This is a genomic window from Limnohabitans sp. T6-5 (genome assembly GCF_003063315.1).
Taxonomy (GTDB): Bacteria; Pseudomonadota; Gammaproteobacteria; order Burkholderiales; family Burkholderiaceae_C; genus Limnohabitans_A.
The window spans coordinates 129,685-155,271 of the sequence record NZ_NERV01000004.1 but is presented as its reverse complement, the minus strand read 5'-3'; the positions used below and the strand labels follow the sequence as shown (position 1 = coordinate 155,271).

Sequence of the window (25,587 nt, the reverse complement as noted above, 5' to 3'; positions counted from 1 at the left end):
ACCTGTAGATGCCCACCCAGACATCCATGCCTTGGTTTTTACGTTGGTCGGTGGCTTCAGCCCCGCAACAGCTTTTCTTCAGCCACGGCCAAGGTCTTCAGTTTTCCGGACAGCACCAATGTGTCACCCGTCTGCAGTTCCGTCTCCTCGCTCACGCGCAGAGTTTGGCCATTGGCGCGGCGCAGGCTGACCACACGCACCCCCATGGCATGCAGAGCAAGGTCTTGCACCTGCTTGCCCAGCCAGGGTGATGCCAAAGGCAGACTCACAGGAGTCAGTCGTTCGTGGTCAATTTCATCGAGCGTGTCGTCATCAGCTCCATGAAAATATCCTTTGAGCAGGTTGTAGCGTGCGTCGCGCTGGTCTTGCACCAGGCGGATCACGCGGCGCATGGGCACCCCCACCAGCGCCAACGCATGGCTGGCGAGCATGAGCGATCCTTCCAGCGCCTCGGGGACCACCTCGGTCGCACCAGCCTTTTGCAATTTCTCCAGATCCTGGTCGTCCTGCGTGCGCACAATCACCGGCACCTGGGGCGCATGACTGTGCGCGTGGTCCAACACCTTCATGGCCGCGGCCACGTCCAGATAGGTGATGACCACGGCGCTGGCACGGGCCAGGCCCGCAGCCATGAGCGATTGCAAGCGCCCCGCATCACCAAACACCACGGAATCTCCGGCCGCAGCGGCCTGCCGCACACGATCAGGGTCCAGATCGAGTGCCATGTAGGGGATGTTTTCCTTTTCCAGCATGCGCGCCAGGTTCTGGCCGCAGCGTCCGTAACCGCAAATGATCACATGTTTGCTGGTGTTGATCGACTTGCGGGCGATGGTGGTCATTTGCAGCGATTGCTGCAGCCATTCGCTGGCCACGACTTTCATGACGATGGTGTTGGCATGCATGATGATGAAGGGCGTGGCCAGCATCGACAGCACCATGCTGGCCATCACCGGGTTGAGCAAAGTCGGGGGAATCACGCCGTTTTGCGAGCCCAGGGTGAGCAAGACAAAACCAAACTCACCGGCTTGTGCCAGATACAGGCCCGTGCGCAAGGCTACGCCATGCGCCGCCCCTGTGAGCTTGGCCAGCGATGCGACCAGCACCAGTTTGAACAACACCGGCAAGGTGGTCAGCACCAGCATCAGGGGCCAACGCTCAAACACAATGTGCCAGTCCAGCATCATGCCGATGGTGATGAAAAACAGGCCCAGCAAGATGTCGTGAAATGGCCGGATATCCAGCTCCACCTGGTGCTTGTATTCGGTCTCTGAAATCAGCATGCCCGCCATGAAAGCGCCCAGCGCCAGACTCAAACCGGCCAGCTCGGTGATCCAGGCCAGTCCCAGGGTGACCAGCAACAGGTTAAGTACAAACAACTCTTCACTCTTGCGGCGTGCCACCAAGGTGAGCCACCAACGCATGACGCGCTGCCCACCGGTCAACAGCACGGTGATCAAGACGACTGCTTTGGCACCCGCCAGCAAGAGGGCTCTGAATAACTCTTCTGGCGGCGAACCCAGGGCGGGAATCAAGACCAGCAAGGGCACCACGGCCAAATCCTGAAACAGCAAGACCCCGACAACGCGCTTGCCGTGCTCGCTTTCGAGCTCCAGCCGGTCGGCCATCATCTTGATCACAATGGCCGTGCTGCTCATGGCCATCGCCCCGGACAATGCCAGTGCAGTGTGCCACTCCATCTTCCACAGACTGGGCGCGAGCGTGGCCAAAAACAAGGACGCCATGGTCACGATCAAGAGCGTGAGCACTACCTGCAACAAGCCCAGGCCAAACACATGTTTTCTCATGGAACGCAGCTTGGGCAAGTTGAATTCCAGTCCGATCACGAACATCAGGAACACCACGCCAAACTCGGCCAGGTGCTTCACGCCTTCAGAGTTCTGGGCCAGCGCCAGTGCATTGGGGCCGATCACCACACCCACGGCCAGATAACCCAGCATGGGCGGCAGTTTGAGCATCCGGCAGCCCACCACGCCCAGCACGGCGGCCATCAGGTACATCAGGGTCAGTTCCAAAGCGCTCATGGTTTGATGGTAACAAGCCCATATGACAGACACCTGAGTTCTTACCCAGCGGACACGGTTTTTTCTAGGACTGAAAACGAATCATGTCGCCCTGTGACACGCCCGATAAAATGACTCGATGCATGCACACTCTGCCCAAACCTTGCAACTTGCTCGCGACACCCTCGACATCGAGGCTGCAGCACTGCTTCAACTCAAAGCCCGGCTGGATGAGCGCTTTGTCAAAGCCGTCGACATGATGCTCAAGGTTCAGGGCCGCGTGGTGGTCACTGGCATGGGCAAAAGCGGCCACATCGGCCGCAAGATCGCGGCCACGCTGGCCTCCACCGGCACACCGGCCATGTTTGTGCACCCAGGGGAAGCCAGCCATGGCGATTTGGGCATGATCAAGATCGTGGATGTGGTGCTTGGTATCTCCAACAGTGGTGAAAGCGACGAGCTGGTCGCCATCCTGCCTGTGCTTAAGCGGCAAGGCGTGCCCTTGATTGCCATGACCGGCGGCCTCTCGTCCTCACTGGCCAGGCACGCCGATGTGGTCCTGGACACCTCGGTCGAAAAAGAAGCTTGCCCCCTGAACCTGGCCCCCACGGCCAGCACCACCGCGCAGTTGGCCATGGGCGATGCCCTTGCGGTGGCCTTGCTGGACGCGCGCGGCTTCAAGCCCGAAGACTTTGCCCGCTCGCACCCCGGAGGTTCGTTGGGCCGCAAGCTGCTCACCCATGTGAGTGATGTGATGCGCCAGGGCGATGAAGTGCCCCGTGTGGGACCTGATGCCAGCTTCACCGATCTGATGCGTGAGATGAGCAGTAAGGGCCTGGGTGCGTCGTCCGTGGTCGACACCGATGGCCGAGTGCTGGGCGTGTTCACCGACGGTGATTTGCGCCGCCTGATTGAAAATGGCGACGACCTGCGCGCACTGAAAGCCCGTGATGTGATGCACCCTCAACCACGCACGATCCGCGCCGAAGCCCTGGCTGTGGAAGCGGCTGAAATGATGGAGCTGCACCGCATCACCAGCATTTTGGTGATTGACGACGCAGGTCTACTGTGCGGCGCCATCAATTCCAACGACCTGATGCGTGCGAAGGTCATCTGACATGCGACCACTCATTCCTGCCCTGAACTACCCCCCCGAATTGCTGCTTCAAGCGCATGGCATTCGTGTGGCTTTTTTCGATGTGGACGGCGTACTCACCGACGCCGGTCTGTACTTTTCCGAAAGTGGCGAAAGCATCAAGCGCTTCAACACCCTCGATGGGCAAGGCATCAAGCTCTTGCAGCAAGCAGGCATCACGCCCGTGGTCATCACCGGCCGGGACTCAGCCCCCCTGCGACTGCGGCTCAAAGCCCTGGGCATCACGCATGTGCGTTTTGGCACCGAAGACAAACGTCCTGCTGCCGAAGAGTTTCTGCAGACCCTGGGATTCTCGTGGCAGCACGCTGCCGCCATGGGCGATGACTGGCCAGACCTGCCTGTCATGCAGCGCGTGGCCTTTGCCTGCGCCCCGGCCAACGCACACGCTCAGGCCAAGGCCATTGCCCATTACGTGACAGATGAGCGGGGAGGTGAAGGCGCAGCGCGTGCCTTTTGCGACCTCCTGCTCGTGGCCAGTGGTCAATATGCCAAATTGCTCGGCCAGGTGGGCGTCAGCGCCCACAAGGGCCCTTCCGCATGAATCGCCACGGCATTTCTCGGGTCGTCATTGACAAGCTGACCTTGTCATTGCCGCTGATGGCCTTGGGTTTGTTGGCTCTGGGCAGCTGGTGGCTGGTGCAAAGCATGCCCGACCGGCTGCGTCCAGCCGCCGTGCAACCGGTGCGCCAGGACCCCGATTACAGGCTGGAAAATTTTTCGTTCAAGTCGTTCGATGCCACAGGACGCATGACCCATGAACTGCGTGGCGAGCAAGGCCGTCATTTTCCAGCCACCGACGAGCTGGACATCCAGAATGTTCGCATCGTCTCGCTCAGCGACACTGGTTCCCGCATTGATGCACAAGCCTTGCAAGGCATCGCTACCGGTGACGGCAAGCAAGTCACCTTGCTGGGTAAGGCACAAGCCATTCGGCCAGCCTTTGGCACCTCAACGCGCATCGAGCTTCACGGTGATCGCCTGCTGGCCTTGGTCAAAGAGCACCGCCTGCTGTCTTCGGACCCGGTCAAAATCATTCGGGATCAGGATGTGTTCACCGCACAAACCATGAACTTCAACAGCGACAGCGGCGAATACATCTTGCAAGGCCGTGTGCGCGGAGTTCTTGCTCCTCAGCCATGAACCTGGTCTTCATCACCGGTGCATCCAGTGGCATTGGCCAGGCCTTGGCGCTCGCCTATCTGCAAAAGGGCTGGCGTGTGGCTGTGGTGGCCCGGCGTGCAGACACCTTGAATGCTTGGGTGCAAGCACTGCAAAAAACGATGGTGCTGGATTCTGAACAAGTGGGTGTTTTCCATGCTGACGTGCAAAACACCGACAGCCTCATTGCCGCAGCCGATGACTGCATCGCCCAAATGGGCGTCCCGGATGTGGTGATTGCCAACGCGGGCATCAGTCTGGGCATCGATACGGCAGAGCGCGAAGACCTGGCTGTGATGAAACAAGTCATGGAGACCAATGTGTTGGGGATGGCGACAACATTTCACCCATTCATCCGTGCCATGCAAACCCGTGGGGCAGGCACGCTGGTGGGCATCGCCAGTGTGGCGGGCATTCGCGGATTGCCAGGTCACGCCGCCTACTGTGCCAGCAAAGCGGCCGTGATCAGTTATTGCGAGAGTTTGCGGGGTGAATTGCGGTCTTCCGGCATACGGGTCATCACCATTGCGCCGGGCTATGTCGCCACCCCGCTGACCGAGCGCAATCGTTACCCCATGCCTTTTCTGATGACGCCTGACGCTTTTGCCCATCAGGCTATCCAGACCATATCTCGCGGCACCAGCTACAGGGTCATTCCCTGGCCAATGGGCCTCATCGCCAAGCTTCTTGCTGGGTTGCCCAATGCACTCTTCGACCGCCTGCTCACAGGGCGCCCTCGAAAACACAGACACAGCGACCGCTGAGCGACAGACGCCGAAAGCACGGAGCATTGCTGGCTTGGCTTTCGAATCAGCACGCACAGCCTCCTGACTGCGACACTGATTTTGTAGGTCGGCACTCGAAGTGTCAGACATGAGCGGGTGTCGCAAAGGCTCATGTCATCTACAAGCACATACGGAAATTCAAGATGTCGTGCTCGAAAACCCAGACAAGGGCTCTTTCAGGCTATTGAACATTGCGCTTTTCAGAAACAACAAAGCCCTGCATTGCAGGGCCTTGTGAGAGATTCAGAGACTGATGCTCAGATCAGCCGAAGTGGTGAATCAGTAACCGCCGCCGTAGCCGCCACCACCGCCTTCGCGACGACCGCCACCGCTGCCGCCACGTGGGCCGGCACCGTAAGGGCTGCGGAAACCACCGCCGCCACCTTCGCGACCACCGCCACCAAAGCCGCCGCCACCGCCGCCTTCGCGACCGCCGCCGTAGCCGCCGCCACCGCCTTCACGACGACCACCGCCGTAGCCGCCACCGCCACCACCACCGAAGCCGCCACCGCCAGTACGGGGAGGACGTGCTTCCATGGGACGTGCTTCGTTCACGACCACATTGCGGCCACCCAAAGGTTGACCATTCATGCCGTTGATGGCGGCTTGAGCTTCGTCATCGCTGCCCATTTCCACAAAGCCGAAGCCTTTGGAGCGGCCAGTGTCACGCTCCATCATGACTTTGGCGCTGGTCACAGCACCGAATTCACCGAAAGCTTGTTCCAGATCGCCGTCGCGAACCGAGTAAGGCAGGTTGCCGACGTAAAGTTTGTTGCCCATGAAAGGGACTCCTCAAAACACAGAGATAAAAGCGATGGAGCTCCGAAAGCGCATTCAACAAACCTGAAAACATCGGAAGGGAAGCGAAACTGACCTGGTCACCGCGAACAATGCACTGCCATTTTTCTACAACAGTGCTCGGACATTATGCGCCATAAATTTAAAAAAAGTGCAAGGCGTATCCCTGCAAGGCGCACTGTGGTTGGGAAGACCACACAAATGTGTGTTTTTACCAACTCACCTCACGGTCAGGTGTTGCACTGATTTTGTGCACGGTCAAATCGGCGCCGTCGTATTCTTCTTCAGGACTGAGTTTCAGGCCCAATGTTTTCTTCAGCACCCCGTACACAACAAAGCCGCCCAGCAAAGCCCAAAGTACGCCCATCAAGGTGCCAATCACTTGCGCGGTCAGATTCACGCCACCCAGGCCGCCCATGGCTTGAACACCAAAGATGCCTGCAGCGATACCGCCCCAGGCGCCGCACAGACCGTGCAATGGCCAGACGCCCAGGACGTCATCAATCTTCCATTTATTTTGTGTCCAAGTGAACATCAACACAAACAGGGCGCCCGCGACGGCGCCCACCACCAATGCACCAAATGGGTGCATCAGATCAGAGCCTGCGCACACAGCCACCAACCCGGCCAATGGGCCGTTGTGCACGAAGCCGGGGTCGTTTTTACCCAACAACAGGGCGGTCAACGTGCCGCCGACCATGGCCATGAGCGAATTGACAGCCACCAATCCGGAAATTTTGTCCAGCGTCTGGGCGCTCATCACGTTGAAGCCAAACCAGCCCACGATCAAAATCCATGCACCCAGGGCCAGAAATGGAATGCTGGAAGGCGGATGCGCTGACACCTGACCATCCTTGCGGTAGCGGTTGTAGCGTGCGCCCAGCAAAATCACGGCAGGCAAGGCAATCCAGCCACCCATGGCATGCACCACAACGGAGCCTGCGAAGTCATGGAACTCGTCACCGGTGAACGCTTTGATCCACGCTTGGACGCCAAAGTGCTGGTTCCAGGCGATGCCCTCGAAGAAGGGATAGACAAAACCCACGATCACCGCCGTCGCAATCAACTGGGGCCAGAACTTGGCCCGCTCGGCAATGCCCCCGGAAATGATGGCCGGTATGGCTGCGGCAAAGGTCAGCAAAAAGAAGAACTTGACCAGTTCATAGCCATTCTTGGCGGCCAATTGCTCAGCGCCCACAAAAAAGCCTGTGCCGTAAGCCACGCTGTAACCCACCACAAAATACATCACCGTGGACACGGAAAAGTCCACCAGAATTTTCACCAGCGCATTGACCTGGTTCTTTTTGCGGACAGTGCCCAGCTCCAGGAATGCAAAACCAGCGTGCATGGCCAACACCATGATGCCGCCCAACAAAATAAAGAGCGCATCCGCGCCCTGTTTCAGTGCTTCCATGTCTATACCTTGAGGATTTTTGATTTGATTTGGTGCATGCAAGGTAAAACCCCCCTGCGCGCACCAAACACAAGCAAGAAATACGCCCAAATTGATGCACAAGCATCCTAGTCTGAAAATATCGTCACTTAAGATCAAGCGCTCAACAAAATGCGTGGTTTGCGCCGCGTGATGACATGGAAGCCTTCCTGATCTCAACCGGCATCGTTGCCCTGGCCGAAATGGGGGACAAAACCCAATTGCTGTCGCTCGTGTTGGCGGCACGTTTTCGCAAGCCCTGGCCCATCGTGCTGGGCATCCTGGTGGCCACACTGGCCAACCATGGCTTGGCAGGGGCAGTGGGCAGCTGGGTCACGACCGTGCTGGGCCCCAACATCTTGCGCTGGGTATTGGGTGTGTCATTCATCGCCATGGCGGTATGGATGCTGATCCCCGACAAACTGGACGACGAAGAGGGTGAAGATGCACCCCGCATGGGCGTGTTTTTGACCACCGTTGTGGCCTTCTTTTTGGCCGAGATGGGGGACAAGACCCAAATTGCCACGGTCATGCTCGCCGCCCAATACCCGTCCTGGTTCATGGTGGTCGCGGGCACCACCCTGGGCATGATGCTGGCCAATGCCCCGGTGGTGTGGCTTGGAGATGCCATCACGCAGCGCGTGCCTTTGCGCTGGGTGCATCTGAGCTCCGCCGTGATCTTTGCCGTGCTGGGCGTGGTTGCACTGCTCAGCTGATGGCCTGCGATGGTGCTGAACGCCCGAACTTCAAACTGCTTGGGCCAAAGCCACGAACTCAGCGACAGGCACCTCTTCGGCGCGGCGCTGCAAATCGAATTCGCCGCCGAAGCCTTTTTCATCGAGCCATTTGCCCAGCGTGTTGCGCAAAATCTTGCGTCGCTGGCTGAAGGCCACCTGAACCAATGTTTCCAGTGTTTTGACATTCACCACCGGTGGCTGTGCCCAGGGCAGCATGCGCACCACGGCACTGTCGACCCGAGGGGGTGGGTCAAAGCTTTCGGGGGGGACAAACAGCACATTGGCCATGTCGTAACGCCACTGCAACATGACCGACAAGCGGCTGTAATCTGAGGTCGCAGGCTTGGCCACCATGCGGTCAATGACTTCTTTTTGCAGCATGAAGTGTTGGTCTTCAATCACATCCACATGCGCCAGCAAATGAAACAAGATGGGCGTGGAGATGTTGTAAGGCAGATTGCCCACCACCCGAATTTTGGGCAGCGACGCCGCAGCGCCTTGCAGCATTTGTGAAGCCAGGGCCGTGAAATCGACCTTGAGGACATCGGACTCCACCACTGTGAGGAGGGGGTGTTCGCGCAGACGCACCGCCAAGTCACGATCGAGCTCGACCACCGTCAGATGTCCCAGGCGCTCCACCAGAGGCTGGGTCAAAGCTGCCAAGCCAGGACCAATTTCGACCATGGCTTGTCCGGCTTGTGGGGCAATGGCGTCAACGATGGCATCGATGATGCCGCCGTCCGTCAGGAAATGTTGACCGAATCGTTTGCGCGCGATGTGTTTCATTGGGGAGGCTCGCGCATCTCGACGTAGGCACGGCCGCGCACATCCTCCACCCAGGCCACGTAAGCCTCTTCCAGCTTTTTCTCACGCAAGGCATTGCGCGCCATGGTGCGCTGATCTTGATCGCTCATGGGTGCATTGCGGCGGTCGGTGACCTCGATCAGATGCACACCGAACCGCGAAACCAAAGGCTCACCGATTTGCCCGGGGCGCAAACGGTTCATGACCTGCTCAAACTCCGGCACAAACATGCCCGGGTTGGCCCAGCCCAAATCGCCGCCTTGCTGGGCGCTGCCGTCTTGCGACATTTGCTTAGCAAGCACCGCAAAATCAGCTTTGCCGGCCAAGATGCTCTGGCGCACTTCATTCAGGCGCGCCACAGCCTGCGCCTGCGACATCTGAGCCGTTGGGCGCAGCAAGATGTGCCGCGCACGGGTCTGGGTCGTCATCAAAGTGGCCGTGCCCTGACGGCGCTCAATCACCTTGAGGATGTGAAAGCCCGCACCGGAACGCACGACATCCGAAGTCATGCCCACCTTCAGATTGCGCGTTGCACTCAGAAACAACTCTGGATAGCGCTCTGCAGGGCGCAAACCCATTTCGCCGCCGTTGGCACCGCGATCGCTGGCTTGCGAAAAAGCTTTGGCCAGCTCGGCAAAGCTGTCGCCACTGCGCGCACGGCGCGCCACCACATTCGCTTTCTCGGCCAGGACATTGATCTGAGCCTCGGTGCTGTTCTCAGGCACGGCCATCAAGATCATGGCCAAATTCAGCTCCACCGGACCTTGGGCACCCTGTGCCTGCAGTTGCTCGCGCAGGTACTGTTCCACCTCCAGGTCGCTCACTCGGATGCGGCCCTCGACTTCACGTTCACGCACACGGGCAATCATCAACTGATGGCGCAATTGCTCACGGTAGCTGGCCACGCTCATGCCGTCTTGCACCAGGCGCTTGCGAAATTCATCACGCGTGAGCTGGTTGCTGCTGGCCACATTCATTTCGGCTTGATCGATCGCGTCTTCCTCAATCTTGATGCCGCTGTCACGGGCCTGTTGAAGCTGGGCTTTTTCGTTGATCAATTGCTCCAGCGCCTGGCGCGACAACTCCTCCACAGTGGGTTTCTGGCCCTGGGCAGCCGCCTCTTTGGTCATGCGCTGACGCAGCACCTGCACATCCTGGTTGGTGATGGGCTCTGAATTGACCACTGCTACGATGAAATCGGCTTGGCGAATCGCCGTGCTGGCGCCTTGCGCCCACGCCCCCGACAAGCCGAGCAAGCTGCCCAGACCCAAGGTGGCGGCCAGCCAGGCTGAACGGGCAGAGAAATAAAGATCATTCATAGTGCTGAAACCGACTGGGTTGAACTGTGTTGTCACGCAAAAATTGGTAACGAGGGATGTTGGTTTTAAGACTTTGCAAAGGACTGGCGCCAACGCTGGCCAAACCCACAAACTCGATCTGGAAAAGCAAACGGCTGCTGGCCGTGGTCACGGTGCTTTGCAAGCGTTCAAAGGCAATTCGGCCCAACCAGCAGCCGGCATCGTATTCCAGACCCAACAGCGAGTCCACGACCCGGTTCTCTTTCAAGCTGAAATTGAGCCGACCGACAGAGTACCAGCGATCGGGCCCCAGACCTTGACCGGGTGCTCGCGTCCAGGCCGACTCTGCCTGGCGGTCAGAGCGCCCCAGCAGATCACTCAGGGGCCACTGCCAGCCCACATCCACCAACTCCGTCGTTGGTGTGAGCTGGTTGTTCAGGCGATAGGCGACATTGAACACCCGATAGGGGGTGGGGCTGTAACGCGCCTGCACGGTCGAGCGGCTGACCTGGTCGGTCTGGCTGTTGATTTGAACCGTCGAATCGAGCGCCCACCGGTCATCCCAGCGGATGCCCGCCCCCAGCAACAAATCACTCACGCCACTGCTTGCGGCCGGTTGGCCGGGCAAAACCACCTGTTGATCGGTAAAGCGGATGCGCTGCGCCACGCCCACGCGCAGCATCTCGGCGCCAGTGGTGGCATCAAAAAACCGGCTGTTCACGCCCAAGGTGACGGCGTTGTTGTCTACCAGCCGGTCCTGACCCACATAGGGGTTTTCGCTGTAGATGGTGGACAGGTTGAAGTCCGCCGGGCCGCTGTCGTACACCGGCAGCAGATGCTGGTCACGGTAGGGCGTGCGGGCATAAAAAGCCCGGGGCTCCAGGGTTTGCACCACATCACGGTCAAACCACTGGGTTTCACGTTCAAAAACCAGCCCCGAATCCACACTGAAAGTGGGCAGCACCCGATTCACCGAGGTGGAACCATCTTCAAGTGCACGGTCCATCTGGTAGCGCGTGGCATGCAGCTGCACTTTGGGGGTGACAAACCCCCAAGGCCTGATCCAGGGGCGGCTGAGCTGGGCCTGCACATAACTGCGCTCACCATTGCGGGGCAAACTGGTGCTGTTGGGCATGCGTGAGTAATCGGCCTCAAACCGGGTGGTGTCGCCCACCACGGACCAATCCAGGCCCTCCGGATTCCATTGGCCGTAGCGCATCGTGATCTGTGGCGCCCGGTCATAGGGCGGCGTGATGACCGAATCAATGCTTTGCAGGGTTTGCCAGCGTTGCACCAGCGCCGTCATGCTGAAATCGCCCCGCCCCCAGGACAACACGCCGGTGGAAGGCAGCAAACGCTGCGTGAGGGCCAGCCCGGCGCGAGGAAAATCGCGCCAATAGTTGTCGTCACTGACCCTGTTGAGGGTCAAACCCAAGCCCACGCGCCCCACACCATCAATGCCGGTTTCAATGCTGCCGCTGTGCTGACTGGTCAGCCCCCAGCGATTTTCATGGCGCAAGCTGTCTGAAGGCATCATGTTCAGCCGCACTTGGCCCTTGTAATCGGGCTCCAGATAGCGGAACTCTGAATCAGCGGCTACACCCCGTTTGCTCATGATTTCAGTTGTGACCGTGAGATCGCGGTTGGGGGCCAAATCAATGTAGTACGGCTGGGAAATCAGCACCCCACTGGTGGTGTCCACACCCACCAAGGGCGGCAGCAGACCCGATTGGCGGCCTGAAGTCAAAGGAAAACTCACCACGGGCGACGCCAAAATCGGCACATCAAAGAAGCGCAGCTGCACATTTTCGGCGCGCGCGCGCGACTCTTCTTCGTCAATGGTCATCTGCGTGGCCTTGAGCACCCATTCGGGCAACCACTCAGGGCCAGGCGTGCGGCGGCAAGTGGTGTAACTGGCCTGGCGGACGATGGCCTGCTTGTCGTCCACAAACTCCACCTCGGAAGCCGAGCCATAACCACCGGTGCCATACAGCTCAAACTGCGGCTTTTCAAAAGTCCCCTTGAAACTGTCCATTTGCAGCGTCAAGCGCGGCCCCACAAACAAACTGCTGTCGCGACTCACGCGCACCTGCCCTGTGGCATTCACCACATCCTGGGTCTGGTCGTAATCCAGCCGGTCACCCCGCAGACTCAAACCCGGACGGCGGATCGTCGCCTGGCCCTGGATTTGCAAGTCCATGTCCGGACGGGCGATGACCTGATCCCCCTCCACAAAGACAGCCCCTTCGCTTTGCTGGCGATTGGAGATCCGCTCCTCGAGCATCGGGCTGCTGCGCAGCGACAAGCCCTGGGCTTGCGCCTGAACCTGCCCGCCATGAAGCGCCAACAGCACCGCCACCGCCACGGCACGCAAGGCGCAGGGGGTGTCCGATGCAGACGACAAAGAGGGCAGGGCGAAACGGTGGATCACAAATGGGGAGATGGAACGCAAGAAAGCGCCTGAGGGGTCACAAGAGGGGGCAAACAGGCTTTGTAGAATGGGATTATCCATGAGCCCACACACTCCCCCCTCATCCCTCGCCACTTCCCTGACTTCTGAAGTCATCTGGGCCGACCCGGCCCGTCAAGCCTTGTTTGAACGCTGGATCTCCAGCATCGCCTCGGCGCAAGGCCTTTTACCCGCCACCCTGCGCATCGCCTCGGCCGATGCCAGCTTTCGGCGCTATCTGCGCCTGGACACGGTGCAAGGCGACAGCCGCATCGTCATGGACGCGCCGCCGGACAAGGAAAATTCGCAACCGTTTGTAAAAATTGCCGCCTTGATGCAGGGTGCGGGCTTGCACTCGCCCGAGGTGCTCGACTGGCAGGCCGACCATGGTTTCATGCTGCTGAGCGACCTGGGCCACACCACCATGATGCAGGCCGTCGACGCCGAACACCCCCAAGCCAACCATGGCCTGTACATGCAGGCGGTCGACACCTTGATCCAGTGGCAACTGGCCTCGCGCCCCGGCGTGCTGCCGCCTTATGACCAGGCTTTGCTCCAGCGCGAATTGAGCCTGTTCCCCGACTGGTACCTGGCCCAGCACAAAGGCGTGCAACTGCAGGGTAAAGACAAAGAGACCCTGGACAAAGCCTTTGCCCTGATCGTGCAGCGCAACCTGGCCGCCCCCAGCGTCTATGTGCACCGCGACTTCATGCCGCGCAACCTGATGATGCCCTTGGGTTCAGGTCCTCAGCGTGAACAACTGGGCGTGCTGGACTTCCAGGACGCCGTCTATGGCCCCGTCACCTACGACATCGCCAGTCTGATGCGCGACGCCTTCCTCACCTGGGACGAAGACTTCGTGCTCGACATCACCATCCGCTATTGGGAAAAAGCCCGCAAAGCCGGGCTGATGGACTTTGAAGACTGGCACAGCGACTTTGGCGCGTTTTACCGCGCTGTCGAGTGGATGGGCCTGCAGCGCCACCTCAAAGTGGCAGGCATCTTTGCGCGCCTCACATTGCGCGACGGCAAGCCCAAATACCTGGCCGATGCACCGCGCTTCATCCACTACATCCGCAAGGCCTGCGACCGCTACCGCGAACTCGGGCCCCTGCTCAAGGTGATCGACGAGATCGAGGGCACCACGCCCCAGGTGGGCTTTGCCTACGGCCGGATGTGAACATGCCGCGTTTTTACTGCCCAGCCCCTTTGTCCGCCGGCACGTCGCTGAGCCTGCCGCCCGGCGCCGCCCGCCATGTGCAGGTGCTGCGCATGCAGCCGGGCGATGTCATCACCGTCTTCAATGGCGAAGGCGGCGAATTTGACGCCACCGTGACCCGCATGGGCCGCAGTGACGTGGAGGTGGACATCGGCACGCACCACCTGCTGGAGCGCGAGGCACCGTGTGCCGTGCACCTGCTGGCAGGCATCACCGCCAACGAACGCATGGACTGGCTGGTCGAAAAGGCCACCGAACTGGGTGTGGCCAGCATCACGCCACTGGCGGCCGAACGCAGCGTGCTCAAACTCAAGGGCGAGCGGGCTGACAAGAAAATCGCCCACTGGCAGGGTGTCGCCATCGCAGCGGCCGAACAATGCGGCCGCAACCGCGTCCCCACCCTCCAAACCGCCTGCAGCCTGGCCCAATGGGTGGCCGCACACCCTGTACCGCCTGCACCCGTTGGCGCCTTGCGTCTGGTGTTGTCGCTGTCTGAAGGCACCCGGCCCCTGCGCGACGTCATGACAGATCAAGTGGCCGTGACCTTGCTCAGCGGCCCCGAAGGCGGCCTCACGCCCGCCGAAGAAAGCCAGGCCCTGGCCGCAGGCTTTGTCCCCGTCACCTTGGGCCCACGCGTCCTGCGGGCCGAAACCGCGCCTTTGGCCGTCTTGTCTGCCTTGACCCTGCGTTGATCATCAAGCAAACGCCGGGTGTTTCGAGGTCGGTGCCTGCAGGTCGGCGATTGAAAACCCCGACATGCGTGTGCTGAGGCCATGACGCCCGATGCTTGCGGTGGTGGTTGTTTGGGCAACTGTCGGACTCTTCGAGTGCCGACCTACAAGATTGCCATCGACCTCGTAGGTCGTTGGTCGAAGACCCCGACATGCGTGTGTTGAGGCCATGACGCCCGATGCTTGCGGTGGTGGTTGTTTGGGCAGGTGTCGGACTCTTCGAGTGCCGACCTACAAGATTGCCATCGACCTCGTAGGTCGTTGGTCGAAGACCCCGACATGCGTGTGCTGAGACGATGACGCACGACGCTTGCGGTGGTGCTTGTTTGGGCAACTGTCGGACTTTTCGAGTGCCGACCTGCAAGATCACCATCGCCCTCGTAGGTCGGTGGTCGCAGACCCCGACAAGTGTGTTCTGAGGCCATGGCGCCTGACGCTTGCGGTGGTGGTTATTAGGGCAGGTGTCGGACTCTTCGAGTGCCGACCTGCAAGATTGCCATCGACCTGGTAGGTCGGCGGTCGAAGACCCCGACATGTGTGTGCTGAGGCGATGACGCACGACGCTTGCGGTGGTGCTTGTTTGGGCAACTGTCGGACTCTTCGAGTGCCGACCTGCAAGATTGCCATCGACCTCGTAGGTCGGCGGTCGAAGACCCCGACATGTGTGTGCTGAGGCGATGGCGCCTGATGCTTGCGGTGGTGCTTGTTTGGGCAAATGTCGGACTTTTCGAGTGCCGAACTCGAGTGCGCCACGCCCGGACGTTGTCTCGTTGACTGGCCATGCTGGTTGTTTTGTGTGCATGGGGTTTGTTCGCGTTGCCGCAGGCACCTGCGCCACTTAGCATCTGTCTCTTGTCACCCCTTTGAGACGCCCGATGAAATCCACTGTTCTGGCCCGATACCTGGCCCTTGTTGCCCTGACCGTTTGCACCACCGCCTGGGCCCAAAAACGCGATGACGCCTTGTTTGCAGCCGCCCAAGGCGCCCAGGCTGCCGTCATCGACACCTTGCAACAACTGGTCATGATCGAATCCGGATCGGGCAATCTGCCAGGCCTGTCGCGTGTGGCCGATCTGGCGCAAGCACGCCTGCAAGCCCTGGGCGCGCAGACCGAGCGCATCCGCACCAGCAACAGCGAACGCGTCATGGTCAAAGGCAGCTTCACCGGCACAGGCCGCCTCAAAGCGATGCTGATTGCCCACATGGACACCGTCTACCCGGACGGCATTTTGGCCAGCCAACCCTACAAACTCGACGGCAACCGCCTCTACGGCCCGGGCATTGCCGACGACAAGGGCGGCATTGCCGTCATCTTGCACTCGTTGGCCCTCTTGAAGGCGCAAGGCTGGACCGACTTCGCCCGCATCACCGTGCTGTTCAATCCCGACGAAGAAATTGGCTCGGGCGGCTCCGGTGCTCTCATCGAGTCCTTGGCTGCGCAGCACGACGTGGTGCTGTCGTACGAGCCCACCGCCGCCAAATCCATGGCCAAGGTTGAAGGCGTGCTGCTGTCGGCCGCCGGTACGGCCACCGCCACCCTGGAAGTCAAAGGCCGCGCCGCGCATGCCGGTGCCGCGCCCGAAGAAGGTCGCAATGCCCTGATCGAGCTGTCGCACCAGATGCTGGCCACGCAAGACATCGCCAAGGGCATTCCCGGCGCCCAGCTGAACTGGACCTATGCGCAAGGCGGTCTGGTGCGCAACCAAATTCCTGAAAAAGCCGTGGCCACCGCCGATGTGCGCTTGCTCAAACCCGATGCGGCCGAAAAACTCAAAGCGGCCCTGCTGGCCAAAACCAGCGAAAGCCACCGCGTGCCCGACACCCATGTGCATGTGCAGCTGGAAGTGGGGCGCCCGCCTTATGTGGCCGGTGAGCGCGGCACCGCCTTGGCCCAGCGTGCGCGGGCCATTTATGCCGAACTCGATGGCCGCCCCCTGTTCTTCCACCCGGTCACCGGGGGTGGCACCGACGCCGGTTTTGCCAGCGGCTCGGGCAAGGCCGCCGTGCTGGAGAGCCTGGGCCTGGCGGGCTGGGGTTTTCATGCACGCGATGAATACATTGAAATCGACTCCATCGTGCCCCGGCTCTACCTGACCAGCCGCTTGCTGCAAGACCTGGGCAAGGCGCCATAAGCCACCCACTGTGACACATGTCGGGGCTGCGCCCGGTGTCCCGAACCGGTCTGTGCGTCAACAGACGGTTCCCTACAAATCGATACACTGGCGGGTATGAACGCCAACCTCCTCCTCCTCACGCTCTGCCAGGGCCTGTTTTTCACCAACAACGTCACCTTCATCGCCATCAATGGGCTGGTGGGCCTGTCCATGGCGCCCATGGGCTGGATGGCGACCTTGCCAGTGATGGGCTATGTGGTGGGCGGGGCGCTGTCCACGGCCTTGGTGGCCAAGACTCAATCGCGCTGGGGGCGCAAGGTGTCGTTTCAGCTGGGGCTGGTGGTCGCGCTGTTTTCGGCGCTGCTGGCGGCGTATGCCGCCTGGAGCCACAACTTCTGGCTGCTGGTGCTGGCCACTTTGGTGGCCGGTTACTACAGCGCCAACGGGCAGCTCTACCGTTTTGCGGCGGCTGAACTGGCGATTGAAGGCTTTCGCGAAAAAGCGGTCTCACTGGTCTTGGCCGGTGGCCTGATCGGCGCCATCGTGGGGCCCAACCTGGCTTCACGCACCAAAAGCCTGTACGCCACCCCGTTTTTGGGGGCCTACCTCGCTTTGTGCGTGGTGGCGTTGCTGGCCATGCTGTGCATGAGCTTCATCCGTTTTCCAGAAGTGCCCGCCAAAAAGGCCGGCGACAGCCAGGGCAGACCCCTGAGCCAGATCATGCGCCAGCCGGTGTTCATCGTGGCCGCCGCCTCTGCGGCCCTGGGCTATGGCGTGATGAACCTGTTGATGGCGGCCACGCCTCTGGCCATGCAGGTGTGCGGCTACAGTTTTGACGATGCCGCCCTGGTCCTCGAATGGCATGTGATCGGCATGTTTGCCCCGGGCTTTTTCACCGGCCACCTGATCAAGCGCTTTGGCACGCTGACCATCATGGGCGTGGGGGTGGCCATCAATTTCGTGTGCATCGCCATCGCCTTGAGCGGCATCGGTCTGCATCAGTTCCTGATCGCGCTGTTCTTGCTGGGCCTGGGCTGGAACTTCCTTTTCACCGGCAGCACCACCCTGGCCATGAAAGCCTGGACCCCTGCTGAAAAAGACCGGGGTCAGGCGGCCATCAATTTCTGCGTGTTCGCCACCATGGCGGTGACCTCATTCGCCTCGGGCGCTCTGGTCACCACCCAAGGCTGGACCTGGCTGAACATCGGCTCCTTCTTGCCGGTGACCCTTGCCGCTTTGGCTCTGATCTGGCTGGGCCTCAAACAGAAAAACGTGCAAGCAACCACGGCTTGAGCAGGCTGTAGACCTGCTCGCGCTCAGGGTCGTGAAAGATCTCGTGGTACATGGCCTCAAAGCAATGCGCCTGCACCACCTCTGCGGGCGCTGAGCGGGCAAAGGCCGCACTGGCGCCCGCTTGCACCAAGTGGTCATCGCCCGCATACAGCAGCAAGGTGGGCACTGACCAGCGCGCAGCCTCTTCGACGGTGCGCGTGCCTTGCGACAAAATCCACGCGGCCAGCCCGGTCGAAATGCGCCGATGCACCAACGGGTCGGCCTTGTAGGCCTGCACCTCGGCCGCATCCCGCGCCACAAAATTGGCGTCCAGCCCGTTGTCCACGCACAGGTGCGGCAACAGTTTGGGCAAAGTGGCCAGCAACACCTTTTGCACGATGTTGGGCGAGGCCCCGAGCGCAGGCGACGACAGCACCGCCGCATCCACATGTCTCAGTTGCTCGGCCAAAGCGCGGGCCACCACCAGGCCGCCCATGCTGTGGCCCAGCAGCACCAGCGGCAAGTCGGCGCTTGGGGGGCGCTGGCGCGTGGCGTCGATCACATGGCCCAGATCGGCTTGCAGACTGCCGGGGCGCAGCATGTCGCCGCGTGCGCCTGCAGACTGGCCGTGGCCTTGCTGGTCGTAAGCGCGCACGATGAAGCCCCAACTGCGCAAATGGGTGGCCACCTCTTGGTAACGCCCGGCGTGTTCACCCAGTCCGTGCACCAGCACCACGGTGCCCAGCGCCGCAACTTCAGGCGCAGGCCAGTCGTAAACGGCCAAAGCGCCTGCTTCACCTTGCAGTTCGGAGCGGGTGGGCTGCACAGGCACGGCGCTCATGGCATGCGCGCCATGACCTCGGCCACGGCGGCCGTGAGCTTCTTGGCATAAGGCACATGCAAAAACTCGTTGGGCCCGTGCGCGTTGCTCTTGGGGCCTAGCACGCCACAGACCATCATCTGTGCCTTGGGAAAGCCTGCACTCAGCATGTTCATGAGCGGTATCGTGCCGCCTTGGCCGATGTAACCCACACCCGCACCAAAGTGCGCCTGGCTGGAGCTGTTCAGCGCTTGCTCGAACCAGGGCAAGGTGTCGGGGGCGTTCCAGCCTGTGGCGCCGCCGTTCGATTCAAAAGTCACTTGCGCTTGGTAAGGCGCGTTGTCTTCGAGCAGGGCCTTCATCTCGGCCACGGCTTGCGCGGCGTCCACCAGCGGGGGCAGTCGTAGGCTGAGCTTGAAGGCGGTGTAGGGCCGCAGCACATTGCCCGCGTCTTTGAGTGAGGGAAAGCCTTCGGCGCCGGTCACGCTGAGTGTGGGTGTCCAGGTGCGGTTGAGCAAGGCTTGCGTCGGGTCGGTGGTGGTGGGCAGCGCAAAGCTGGTCGAGCCGCCGCAGTCGTAATGCGCCCAGGGGAAACGCTTGTACACCTCGTCGCCCAAAATGGCCGCCGTGGCTTGGGCCTGGGCCAGCCGCTCGGCAGGCACTTCGCAATGGAAGCTGGCGGGCAGCAGGCGACCCGTGGCGCTGTCTTCGAGGCGGTCAAGCACCTGGCGCATGATGCGAAAACTCGACGGCACCAGACCCGAGGCGTCGCCCGAGTGGATGCCTTCGGTCAGGATCTGCACCTTGAGCGTGCCGCTGGCCATGCCGCGCAGACTGGTGGTGAGCCACAGCTGGTCGTAGTTGCCCGCGCCGCTGTCCAGACAGATCACCAGACCCACATCGCCCAGACGCGTGCGCAAGGCGTCCACATAAGGCAGCAGGTCATACGAACCAGACTCTTCGCAAGTTTCGATCAGGCCAACGATGCGCGGATGCGGTGTCTTCTGGGCCTTCAAGGCTTGCACGGCCGCGATGCTGGCATAGACCGCGTAACCGTCGTCCGCGCCGCCACGGCCATACAACTTGCCGTCTTCGAGCACCGGGGTCCAGGGGCCGAGGTCGTTGCGCCAGCCATTGAACTCAGGCTGCTTGTCCAGGTGGCCGTACATCAAGATGGTCTGGCCGGAGCCCTCATTCGCAGGGCGCGTGGCGGGGACGTCAAAGAACATCACCGGGGTGCGACCGGGCAATTGGATGATCTCGAGTTTCAGGCCCTCGACCTTTTGCGCCAGCACCCAGTCGGCCGCGCTGCGCAGTACCGTCTCGATGTGGCCGTGGGCAGCCCAGTCCGCGTCAAACGCTGGCGACTTGGCCGGGATCTCGATGTATTTCTTCAGCTCGGGCAGGATGGTGCTGTCCCAGGCTTGGGTGACGTCATTCAGCGCCTGGGCGCTGTCCAAGTGGCCAGCGGGCATTTCGCGGTGCAAAGGGGCGTTCATTCACAAACTCCGAAAAAACAATCAAAAGCCAAACAAGAAAAAATGACTGTAGCGGTTTTTGCGCCGATCTGAGCATGCCGGCCCGCTTGGCCCGCATCGACCCAGGAACAAGGGGGACTGAAAAGGCCCACCACGCCAATAAGGCTTCGGTGGCAGAATGGCCCCGCCTTGAATTCGGTTTGAGCCCTTTGCGCGGTGTAGGCAGCAGGTGCGGCCCCAAGCCCTTCCGAGGCGCGCCCGTCATGAATGCATCCCACGAGGTGCACCGGGGCTTCACTTGGCGATGTGTCCAGGAGACAAAAACGATGGATTCCAAAACCGCTCCCAATTCGAGCTTGTACCTGTTTGAGAAGTTCGAGGCGGGTGTCATCCATCTGGATGCCCAGCGCAATGTGGTGGCCATGAACGACTTTGCGCGTCGGGTCTTGCCCGTGGATGAAAAGCAGCCGTTTGACAAACTGGTCACGTCTTTTCACCCCGAACGCTCCAAGCCCAAAGTCAAATTCTTGCTGGACGAAGCCTCAGGCTGCCCCATGGCCAATGCCGTGCCCATGACCATGATCATCAACATCCCCGAACAGGTGCTGCTGATCAAGGTCAGTCGACTGGGCGATGCAAAAGGTGACACCACCGGTTTTGCCTTGGTCTTCTACGATGTCACCCAGGTGGTAAGCCATGAACTGCCACCCGCAGAACCCCCAGCGCGAAATATGCGCTTGTCGCGCATCCCGATGGTGGCCAACCAGAAGGTCGCTTTTGTGGACACTGCCGACGTCCTCAGCCTGGAATCGCAAGCCCATTACACCCGTGTGCTGACCCGCGAGGGTTACCACTTTTGCAACCTGAGCATTGGTGATTTGCAATTGCGCCTGGACCCGGCGCAGTTCATGCGGGTGCACCGCTGCTTCATCATCAATTTGCAAGCGGTGCAAGCGTTGGGGCGCGAAGGCAGCAAAACCCATGTGGTGCTCAAAGGCAAAAACACCCAGCCCGTGCCCGTTTCCCGTGCAGAAGTCGGGCGTTTGCGCGAAGCGCTGGGCTTGGGCTGAACCCCGCCTTTTGTGGGTGGCTCCCACAAAATGCAGGTAGCCACCTGTGCGGGGCTCCCACAAATTGCGGGCATGGCCCTGTAGGAGCGACGCCCTCGTCGCGAAAAGCCTCGCAGACCACCAAGAATCGCCCCGGGGGCGGGGCTCCCACAAAATGCAGTCGCGATGAACCCTCGCAAACCGCAACCTATCCCCTACACCCCCAGGTATTCAGCAGCCAAATCGAGGGTATTCACTGGGCTTTGGGGTACCTAGGACATTCCCTGATTGCGAGCAGGGCAAAGTCTGATCAATGCGTTTCGTGCTCGATAAAGTGCATTTCGTGCAATAAACCGACCAATGAATGACGCATTTGGACAAAACCCGACTGTCAAGTAGGAAAAGGACTCTACCCAATACTGACCTCCTGTTTTTGAACAAAACCACAGGAGACCTTGATGATTCCACCGCGTTTTGAATACCACGCGCCCAAAACCGTCGGCGAGGCAGTCGCCTTACTGGGCCAGTTGGGCTCCGATGCCAAGCTGCTGGCGGGCGGCCACAGCCTGCTGCCGATGATGAAGCTGCGCTTTGCCCAGCCCGAACACTTGATCGACATCAACCGCATACCCGAACTCAAGGGCATCCGCGAAGACGGCGCCACCGTGGTGATCGGCGCGATGACGGTCGAAAACGACCTGATCACCTCGCCCATCCTGCAAGCCAAAGTGCCTTTGCTGTGCGAAGCGGCCAAGCTGATCGCTGACCCGCAGGTGCGCAACCGCGGCACGATCGGCGGCGACATCGCCCACGGCGACCCCGGCAACGACCACCCTGCGCTGTCCATCGTGATCGACGCCTCGTTTGTGCTCGAAGGCCCGAACGGTCGCCGCACCGTGGCGGCTGATGGCTTTTTCCTCGGCACCTACATGACGCTGCTCGAAGAAAACGAAGTCATGTGCGAAATCCGCGTGCCCGCTTTCGTTGCTGGCACCGGCTCGTCTTACGAAAAACTCAAGCGCAAAACCGGCGACTGGGCGACAGCCGGTTGCGCCGTGGTGATCCGCAAAAGCGGCGACCAAGTCAGCCATGTGCGCATTGCGCTCACCAACGTGGCCCCCACCGCCTTGCGTGCCGAAGCCGCCGAAGCCGCGCTGCTGAACAAGCCCTTCAACGCCGCCAACGTGCAAGCCGCTGTGGATGCTGCGATTGCCATTTGCGACCCCGCAGAAGACCTGCGCGGTGACATCGAATACAAGACCGCCATGGCCGGAGAGATGGTCAAGCGGGCTCTGAACAAAGCCTGGTCGCGCTGCGCTTAAAGCATAAGGAAAACAACATGTCCAAAAAACTCGTCACCGTTTCCGTCAATGGCAAGAAAGAAGAAAAAGCCGTTGAGCCACGCACCCTGCTGATCCACTTTCTGCGCGAAGAACTCAACCTGACCGGCGCACACATCGGCTGCGAAACCAGCCACTGCGGTGCCTGCACCGTGGACATCGACGGCCAATCGGTCAAGTCCTGCACCCACCTGGCGGTGCAGTGCGACGGCTCCGAAGTGCTGACAGTCGAAGGCTTGGCCAACAAGGGCGTGCTGCACGCGGTGCAAGAAGGCTTTTACAAAGAGCACGGCCTGCAATGCGGTTTTTGCACCCCCGGCATGCTGATGCGCGCCTACCGCTTCTTGCAAGAAAACCCCAACCCGAGCGAAGACGAAATCCGCCACGGCATGGCGGGCAACCTGTGCCGCTGCACCGGTTACCAAAACATCGTCAAAGCCGTCCAGTACGCCGCCAAAAAACTGCAAGAGCCCGTTGCGGCTTGATGCGACAAACCATTTGATCGGAGACACACATGAACGCACCGGTACTTTCCGCTGAAGCCCGCGAACTCGCGCTGGCAGGCATGGGCGCATCGCGCCTGCGCAAAGAAGACGCCCGTTTCATCCAGGGCAAGGGCAACTATGTCGATGACATCAAGATGCCCGGCATGCTGCACATGGACATCGTCCGCAGCCCCATCGCCCATGGCCGCATCGTCAAGATCAACAAGGAAGCTGCGCTCGCCATCCCTGGCGTGCACGCCGTGTTGACCGCCGACGACTTGAAGCCCCTGAAACTGCACTGGATGCCCACCCTGGCGGGTGACGTGGCTGCTGTGCTGGCCGACGAGAAGGTCCACTTCCAAATGCAGGAAGTGGCCATCGTCATCGCCGACGACCGCTACATCGCCGCCGACGCGGTCGAAGCCGTCGAGATCGAATACGAAGAGCTGCCCGTGGTGCTCGACCCCTATGCTGCGCTGCAACCCGGTGCCCCCGTGATCCGCGAAGACCTGGCTGGCAAAACCGAAGGCGCACACGGTAAGCGTGACCACCACAACCACATCTTCACCTGGGATGCCGGTGACAAGTCGGCCGCCGACGCGGCTTTTGACAAGGCCGAAGTGACCGTGTCGCAGCACATGTACTACCCCCGCGTGCACCCGTGCCCCTTGGAGACCTGCGGCTGTGTGGCTTCCTTCGACCCCATCAAGGGCGACCTGACCACCTTTATCACCAGCCAAGCACCCCACGTGGTGCGCACCGTGGTGTCCATGCTGTCGGGCATTCCCGAATCCAAAGTGCGCATCGTCAGCCCCGACATCGGTGGTGGCTTTGGCAACAAGGTCGGCATCTACCCCGGCTATGTCTGCGCCATCGTGGCTTCCATCGTCTTGGGCCGCCCCGTCAAGTGGGTCGAAGACCGCATTGAAAACATCTCGTCCACCGCCTTCGCCCGTGACTACCACATGGACGGCGAACTGGCCGCCACAGCCGACGGCAAGATCACCGGCCTGCGCGTGAACGTGGTGGCCGACCACGGCGCGTTCGACGCTTGTGCCGACCCAACCAAGTTCCCGGCTGGCATGTTCCACATCGTCTCAGGCTCGTATGACATCCCCGCTGCACACGCCAGCGTCAAAGGCGTCTACACCAACAAGGCCCCCGGTGGCGTGGCCTATCGTTGCTCCTTCCGTGTGACCGAAGCGGTGTACCTGATCGAGCGCATGGTCGACGTGCTGGCGCAAAAGCTGGGCATGGACAAGGCCGAAATCCGCGCCAAGAACTTCGTCAAGAAAGAGCAGTTCCCCTACACCAGTGCTTTCGGTTTTGAATACGACTCGGGCGACTACCAAACGGCACTTGACAAAGTGCTCGAAGCCGTGGACTACAAAGGCCTGCGCGCCGAGCAAGCGGCCAAACGCGCCGACCCCAATAGCCCCACGCTGATGGGCATTGGCCTGGTCACCTTCACCGAAGTGGTCGGTGCTGGCCCGTCCAAGATGTGCGACATCCTGGGTGTGGGCATGTTCGACTCCTGCGAAATCCGCATCCACCCCACCGGCAGCGCCATCGCCCGCATGGGCACGATCACGCAAGGCCAAGGTCACCAGACAACCTATGCGCAGATCATCGCCACCGAGCTGGGGATTCCGTCTGAAGTAATTCAGGTGGAAGAAGGCGACACATCGACTGCGCCTTACGGCCTGGGCACCTACGGTTCACGCTCAACGCCTGTGGCTGGTGCGGCCATCGCTTTGGCCGCTCGCAAGATTCACGCGAAGGCCCGCAAGATCGCCGCCCACATGCTAGAAGTCAACGAAAACGACCTCGACTGGGAAGTGGACCGCTTCAAGGTCAAGGGCGACGACAGCAAGTTCAAAACCATGGCCGATGTGGCGTGGCAGGCTTACCACCAGCCACCAGACGGTCTGGAGCCAGGCTTGGAAGCCGTGCACTACTACGACCCACCAAACTTCACGTTCCCCTTCGGCATCTACCTGTGCGTGGTGGACATCGACCGTGCGACCGGTGAGACCAAGATCCGCCGCTTCTATGCGCTGGACGACTGCGGCACCCGCATCAACCCGATGATCATCGACGGCCAGATCCATGGCGGTCTGACCGAAGGTTTTGCCGTGGCCATGGGCCAGCAAATGCCATTCGATGCCCAAGGCAACTTGCTGGGCAATACGCTGATGGACTACTTCTTGCCCACCTTCGTGGAAACCCCGCACTGGGAAACCGACCACACCGTGACGCCTTCGCCGCACCACCCGCTGGGTGCCAAGGGCGTGGCCGAATCGCCCCACGTCGGCTCGATCCCCACCTTCACCTCGGCCGTGGTCGATGCCTTCTCTCACCTGGGTGTCACGCACCTGGACATGCCGCACAACGCTTTCCGCACTTGGAAAGCGCTGCGCGAGCATGGCGCAGCTTTGTAA

At 60.7% G+C, this 25,587-nt stretch carries 21 protein-coding genes; 13 read left to right on the top strand and 8 right to left on the bottom strand.

Annotated features, from left to right (window positions below):
• Window positions 1-56 precede the first annotated feature (56 nt).
• Window positions 57-2,042 (bottom strand): monovalent cation:proton antiporter family protein, encoded by a 1,986-nt coding sequence (locus tag B9Z51_RS16105; RefSeq protein ID WP_108376194.1) that lies wholly within the window; start codon window positions 2,040-2,042, stop codon window positions 57-59.
• A gap of 118 nt (window positions 2,043-2,160) precedes the next feature.
• Between B9Z51_RS16105 and B9Z51_RS16100 the strand changes: the two genes are divergently transcribed.
• Genes B9Z51_RS16100 through B9Z51_RS16085 form a run of 4 tightly spaced genes read left to right on the top strand, consistent with a single transcriptional unit; the run spans window position 2,161 to window position 5,099 of the window.
• A complete protein-coding gene (locus tag B9Z51_RS16100; protein WP_108376193.1) occupies window positions 2,161-3,138 on the top strand; it encodes an SIS domain-containing protein in 978 nt (325 codons plus the stop codon).
• A 1-nt stretch (window position 3,139) separates the two neighbouring features.
• Entirely contained in the window at window positions 3,140-3,718 is a 579-nt protein-coding gene (locus B9Z51_RS16095; RefSeq protein ID WP_199227569.1) for an HAD family hydrolase, read from the top strand.
• Window positions 3,715-4,317 carry an LPS export ABC transporter periplasmic protein LptC gene (lptC, locus tag B9Z51_RS16090; protein WP_108376191.1) on the top strand — a complete coding sequence of 201 codons (603 nt, stop codon included), beginning with the start codon at window positions 3,715-3,717 and terminating at the stop codon, window positions 4,315-4,317. Before B9Z51_RS16095 ends, lptC begins: the two co-directional genes overlap by 4 nt.
• A complete protein-coding gene (locus B9Z51_RS16085) occupies window positions 4,314-5,099 on the top strand; it encodes an SDR family oxidoreductase (protein ID WP_108376190.1) in 786 nt (261 codons plus the stop codon). Before lptC ends, B9Z51_RS16085 begins: the two co-directional genes overlap by 4 nt.
• A gap of 300 nt (window positions 5,100-5,399) precedes the next feature.
• Here B9Z51_RS16085 and B9Z51_RS16080 read toward each other — a convergent pair whose 3' ends face one another.
• On the bottom strand, window positions 5,400-5,900 hold the full coding sequence (locus B9Z51_RS16080; RefSeq protein WP_108376189.1) for an RNA-binding protein: 501 nt from the start codon (window positions 5,898-5,900) through the stop codon (window positions 5,400-5,402).
• A 229-nt stretch (window positions 5,901-6,129) separates the two neighbouring features.
• Complete coding sequence (locus B9Z51_RS16075; RefSeq protein WP_108376188.1) at window positions 6,130-7,332, bottom strand: ammonium transporter; 1,203 nt, start codon at window positions 7,330-7,332, stop codon at window positions 6,130-6,132.
• A gap of 176 nt (window positions 7,333-7,508) precedes the next feature.
• On the opposite strand from B9Z51_RS16075, the gene B9Z51_RS16070 reads away from it, so the two are divergent.
• Window positions 7,509-8,066, top strand: a complete 558-nt coding sequence (locus B9Z51_RS16070; protein ID WP_108376187.1) for a TMEM165/GDT1 family protein — start codon at window positions 7,509-7,511, stop codon at window positions 8,064-8,066.
• A gap of 30 nt (window positions 8,067-8,096) precedes the next feature.
• On the opposite strand, the gene rsmA is transcribed toward B9Z51_RS16070, so the two are convergent.
• Genes rsmA through B9Z51_RS16055 form a run of 3 tightly spaced genes read right to left on the bottom strand, consistent with a single transcriptional unit; the run spans window position 8,097 to window position 12,701 of the window.
• Window positions 8,097-8,873: a 16S rRNA (adenine(1518)-N(6)/adenine(1519)-N(6))-dimethyltransferase RsmA gene (rsmA, locus tag B9Z51_RS16065; RefSeq protein WP_108376186.1), complete on the bottom strand. Its 777-nt coding sequence runs from the start codon at window positions 8,871-8,873 to the stop codon at window positions 8,097-8,099.
• Window positions 8,870-10,210 (bottom strand): peptidylprolyl isomerase, encoded by a 1,341-nt coding sequence (locus B9Z51_RS16060; protein WP_108376185.1) that lies wholly within the window; start codon window positions 10,208-10,210, stop codon window positions 8,870-8,872. Before B9Z51_RS16060 ends, rsmA begins: the two co-directional genes overlap by 4 nt.
• Complete coding sequence (locus B9Z51_RS16055) at window positions 10,203-12,701, bottom strand: LPS-assembly protein LptD (protein ID WP_108376184.1); 2,499 nt, start codon at window positions 12,699-12,701, stop codon at window positions 10,203-10,205. The genes B9Z51_RS16060 and B9Z51_RS16055 overlap by 8 nt, the downstream gene beginning before the upstream one ends.
• Here B9Z51_RS16055 and B9Z51_RS16050 point away from each other — a divergent pair.
• From B9Z51_RS16050 to B9Z51_RS16035, 4 genes are all read left to right on the top strand, one after another.
• On the top strand, window positions 12,700-13,818 hold the full coding sequence (locus tag B9Z51_RS16050; protein ID WP_108376183.1) for an aminoglycoside phosphotransferase family protein: 1,119 nt from the start codon (window positions 12,700-12,702) through the stop codon (window positions 13,816-13,818). The genes B9Z51_RS16055 and B9Z51_RS16050 overlap by 2 nt on opposite strands.
• Before the next feature lie 2 nt (window positions 13,819-13,820).
• A complete protein-coding gene (locus B9Z51_RS16045) occupies window positions 13,821-14,549 on the top strand; it encodes a 16S rRNA (uracil(1498)-N(3))-methyltransferase (RefSeq protein WP_108376182.1) in 729 nt (242 codons plus the stop codon).
• A 914-nt stretch (window positions 14,550-15,463) separates the two neighbouring features.
• Entirely contained in the window at window positions 15,464-16,720 is a 1,257-nt protein-coding gene (locus tag B9Z51_RS16040) for a glutamate carboxypeptidase (RefSeq protein WP_108376181.1), read from the top strand.
• Window positions 16,721-16,816: 96 nt separating this feature from the next.
• Complete coding sequence (locus B9Z51_RS16035) at window positions 16,817-17,995, top strand: MFS transporter (RefSeq protein WP_108376180.1); 1,179 nt, start codon at window positions 16,817-16,819, stop codon at window positions 17,993-17,995.
• Here the strand turns inward: B9Z51_RS16035 and B9Z51_RS16030 are convergent.
• Together B9Z51_RS16030 and B9Z51_RS16025 are read right to left on the bottom strand one after the other, a co-directional pair.
• Window positions 17,961-18,815, bottom strand: a complete 855-nt coding sequence (locus B9Z51_RS16030; RefSeq protein ID WP_108376179.1) for an alpha/beta hydrolase — start codon at window positions 18,813-18,815, stop codon at window positions 17,961-17,963. The two genes, B9Z51_RS16035 and B9Z51_RS16030, sit on opposite strands and share 35 nt — an antisense overlap.
• A complete protein-coding gene (locus tag B9Z51_RS16025; RefSeq protein ID WP_108376178.1) occupies window positions 18,812-20,293 on the bottom strand; it encodes a M20 family metallopeptidase in 1,482 nt (493 codons plus the stop codon). The genes B9Z51_RS16030 and B9Z51_RS16025 overlap by 4 nt, the downstream gene beginning before the upstream one ends.
• Window positions 20,294-20,598: 305 nt before the next feature.
• On the opposite strand from B9Z51_RS16025, the gene B9Z51_RS16020 reads away from it, so the two are divergent.
• The 4 genes from B9Z51_RS16020 to B9Z51_RS16005 all read left to right on the top strand — a co-directional run bounded on the left by B9Z51_RS16020 (window position 20,599) and on the right by B9Z51_RS16005 (window position 25,587).
• A complete protein-coding gene (locus tag B9Z51_RS16020; RefSeq protein WP_158272913.1) occupies window positions 20,599-21,342 on the top strand; it encodes a LytTR family transcriptional regulator in 744 nt (247 codons plus the stop codon).
• Window positions 21,343-21,779: 437 nt separating this feature from the next.
• Window positions 21,780-22,643: a xanthine dehydrogenase family protein subunit M gene (locus B9Z51_RS16015; RefSeq protein WP_108376176.1), complete on the top strand. Its 864-nt coding sequence runs from the start codon at window positions 21,780-21,782 to the stop codon at window positions 22,641-22,643.
• Window positions 22,644-22,660: 17 nt separating this feature from the next.
• Window positions 22,661-23,146 (top strand): (2Fe-2S)-binding protein, encoded by a 486-nt coding sequence (locus B9Z51_RS16010; protein WP_053169257.1) that lies wholly within the window; start codon window positions 22,661-22,663, stop codon window positions 23,144-23,146.
• Between the two features lie 29 nt (window positions 23,147-23,175).
• A complete protein-coding gene (locus tag B9Z51_RS16005; RefSeq protein WP_108376175.1) occupies window positions 23,176-25,587 on the top strand; it encodes an aerobic carbon-monoxide dehydrogenase large subunit in 2,412 nt (803 codons plus the stop codon).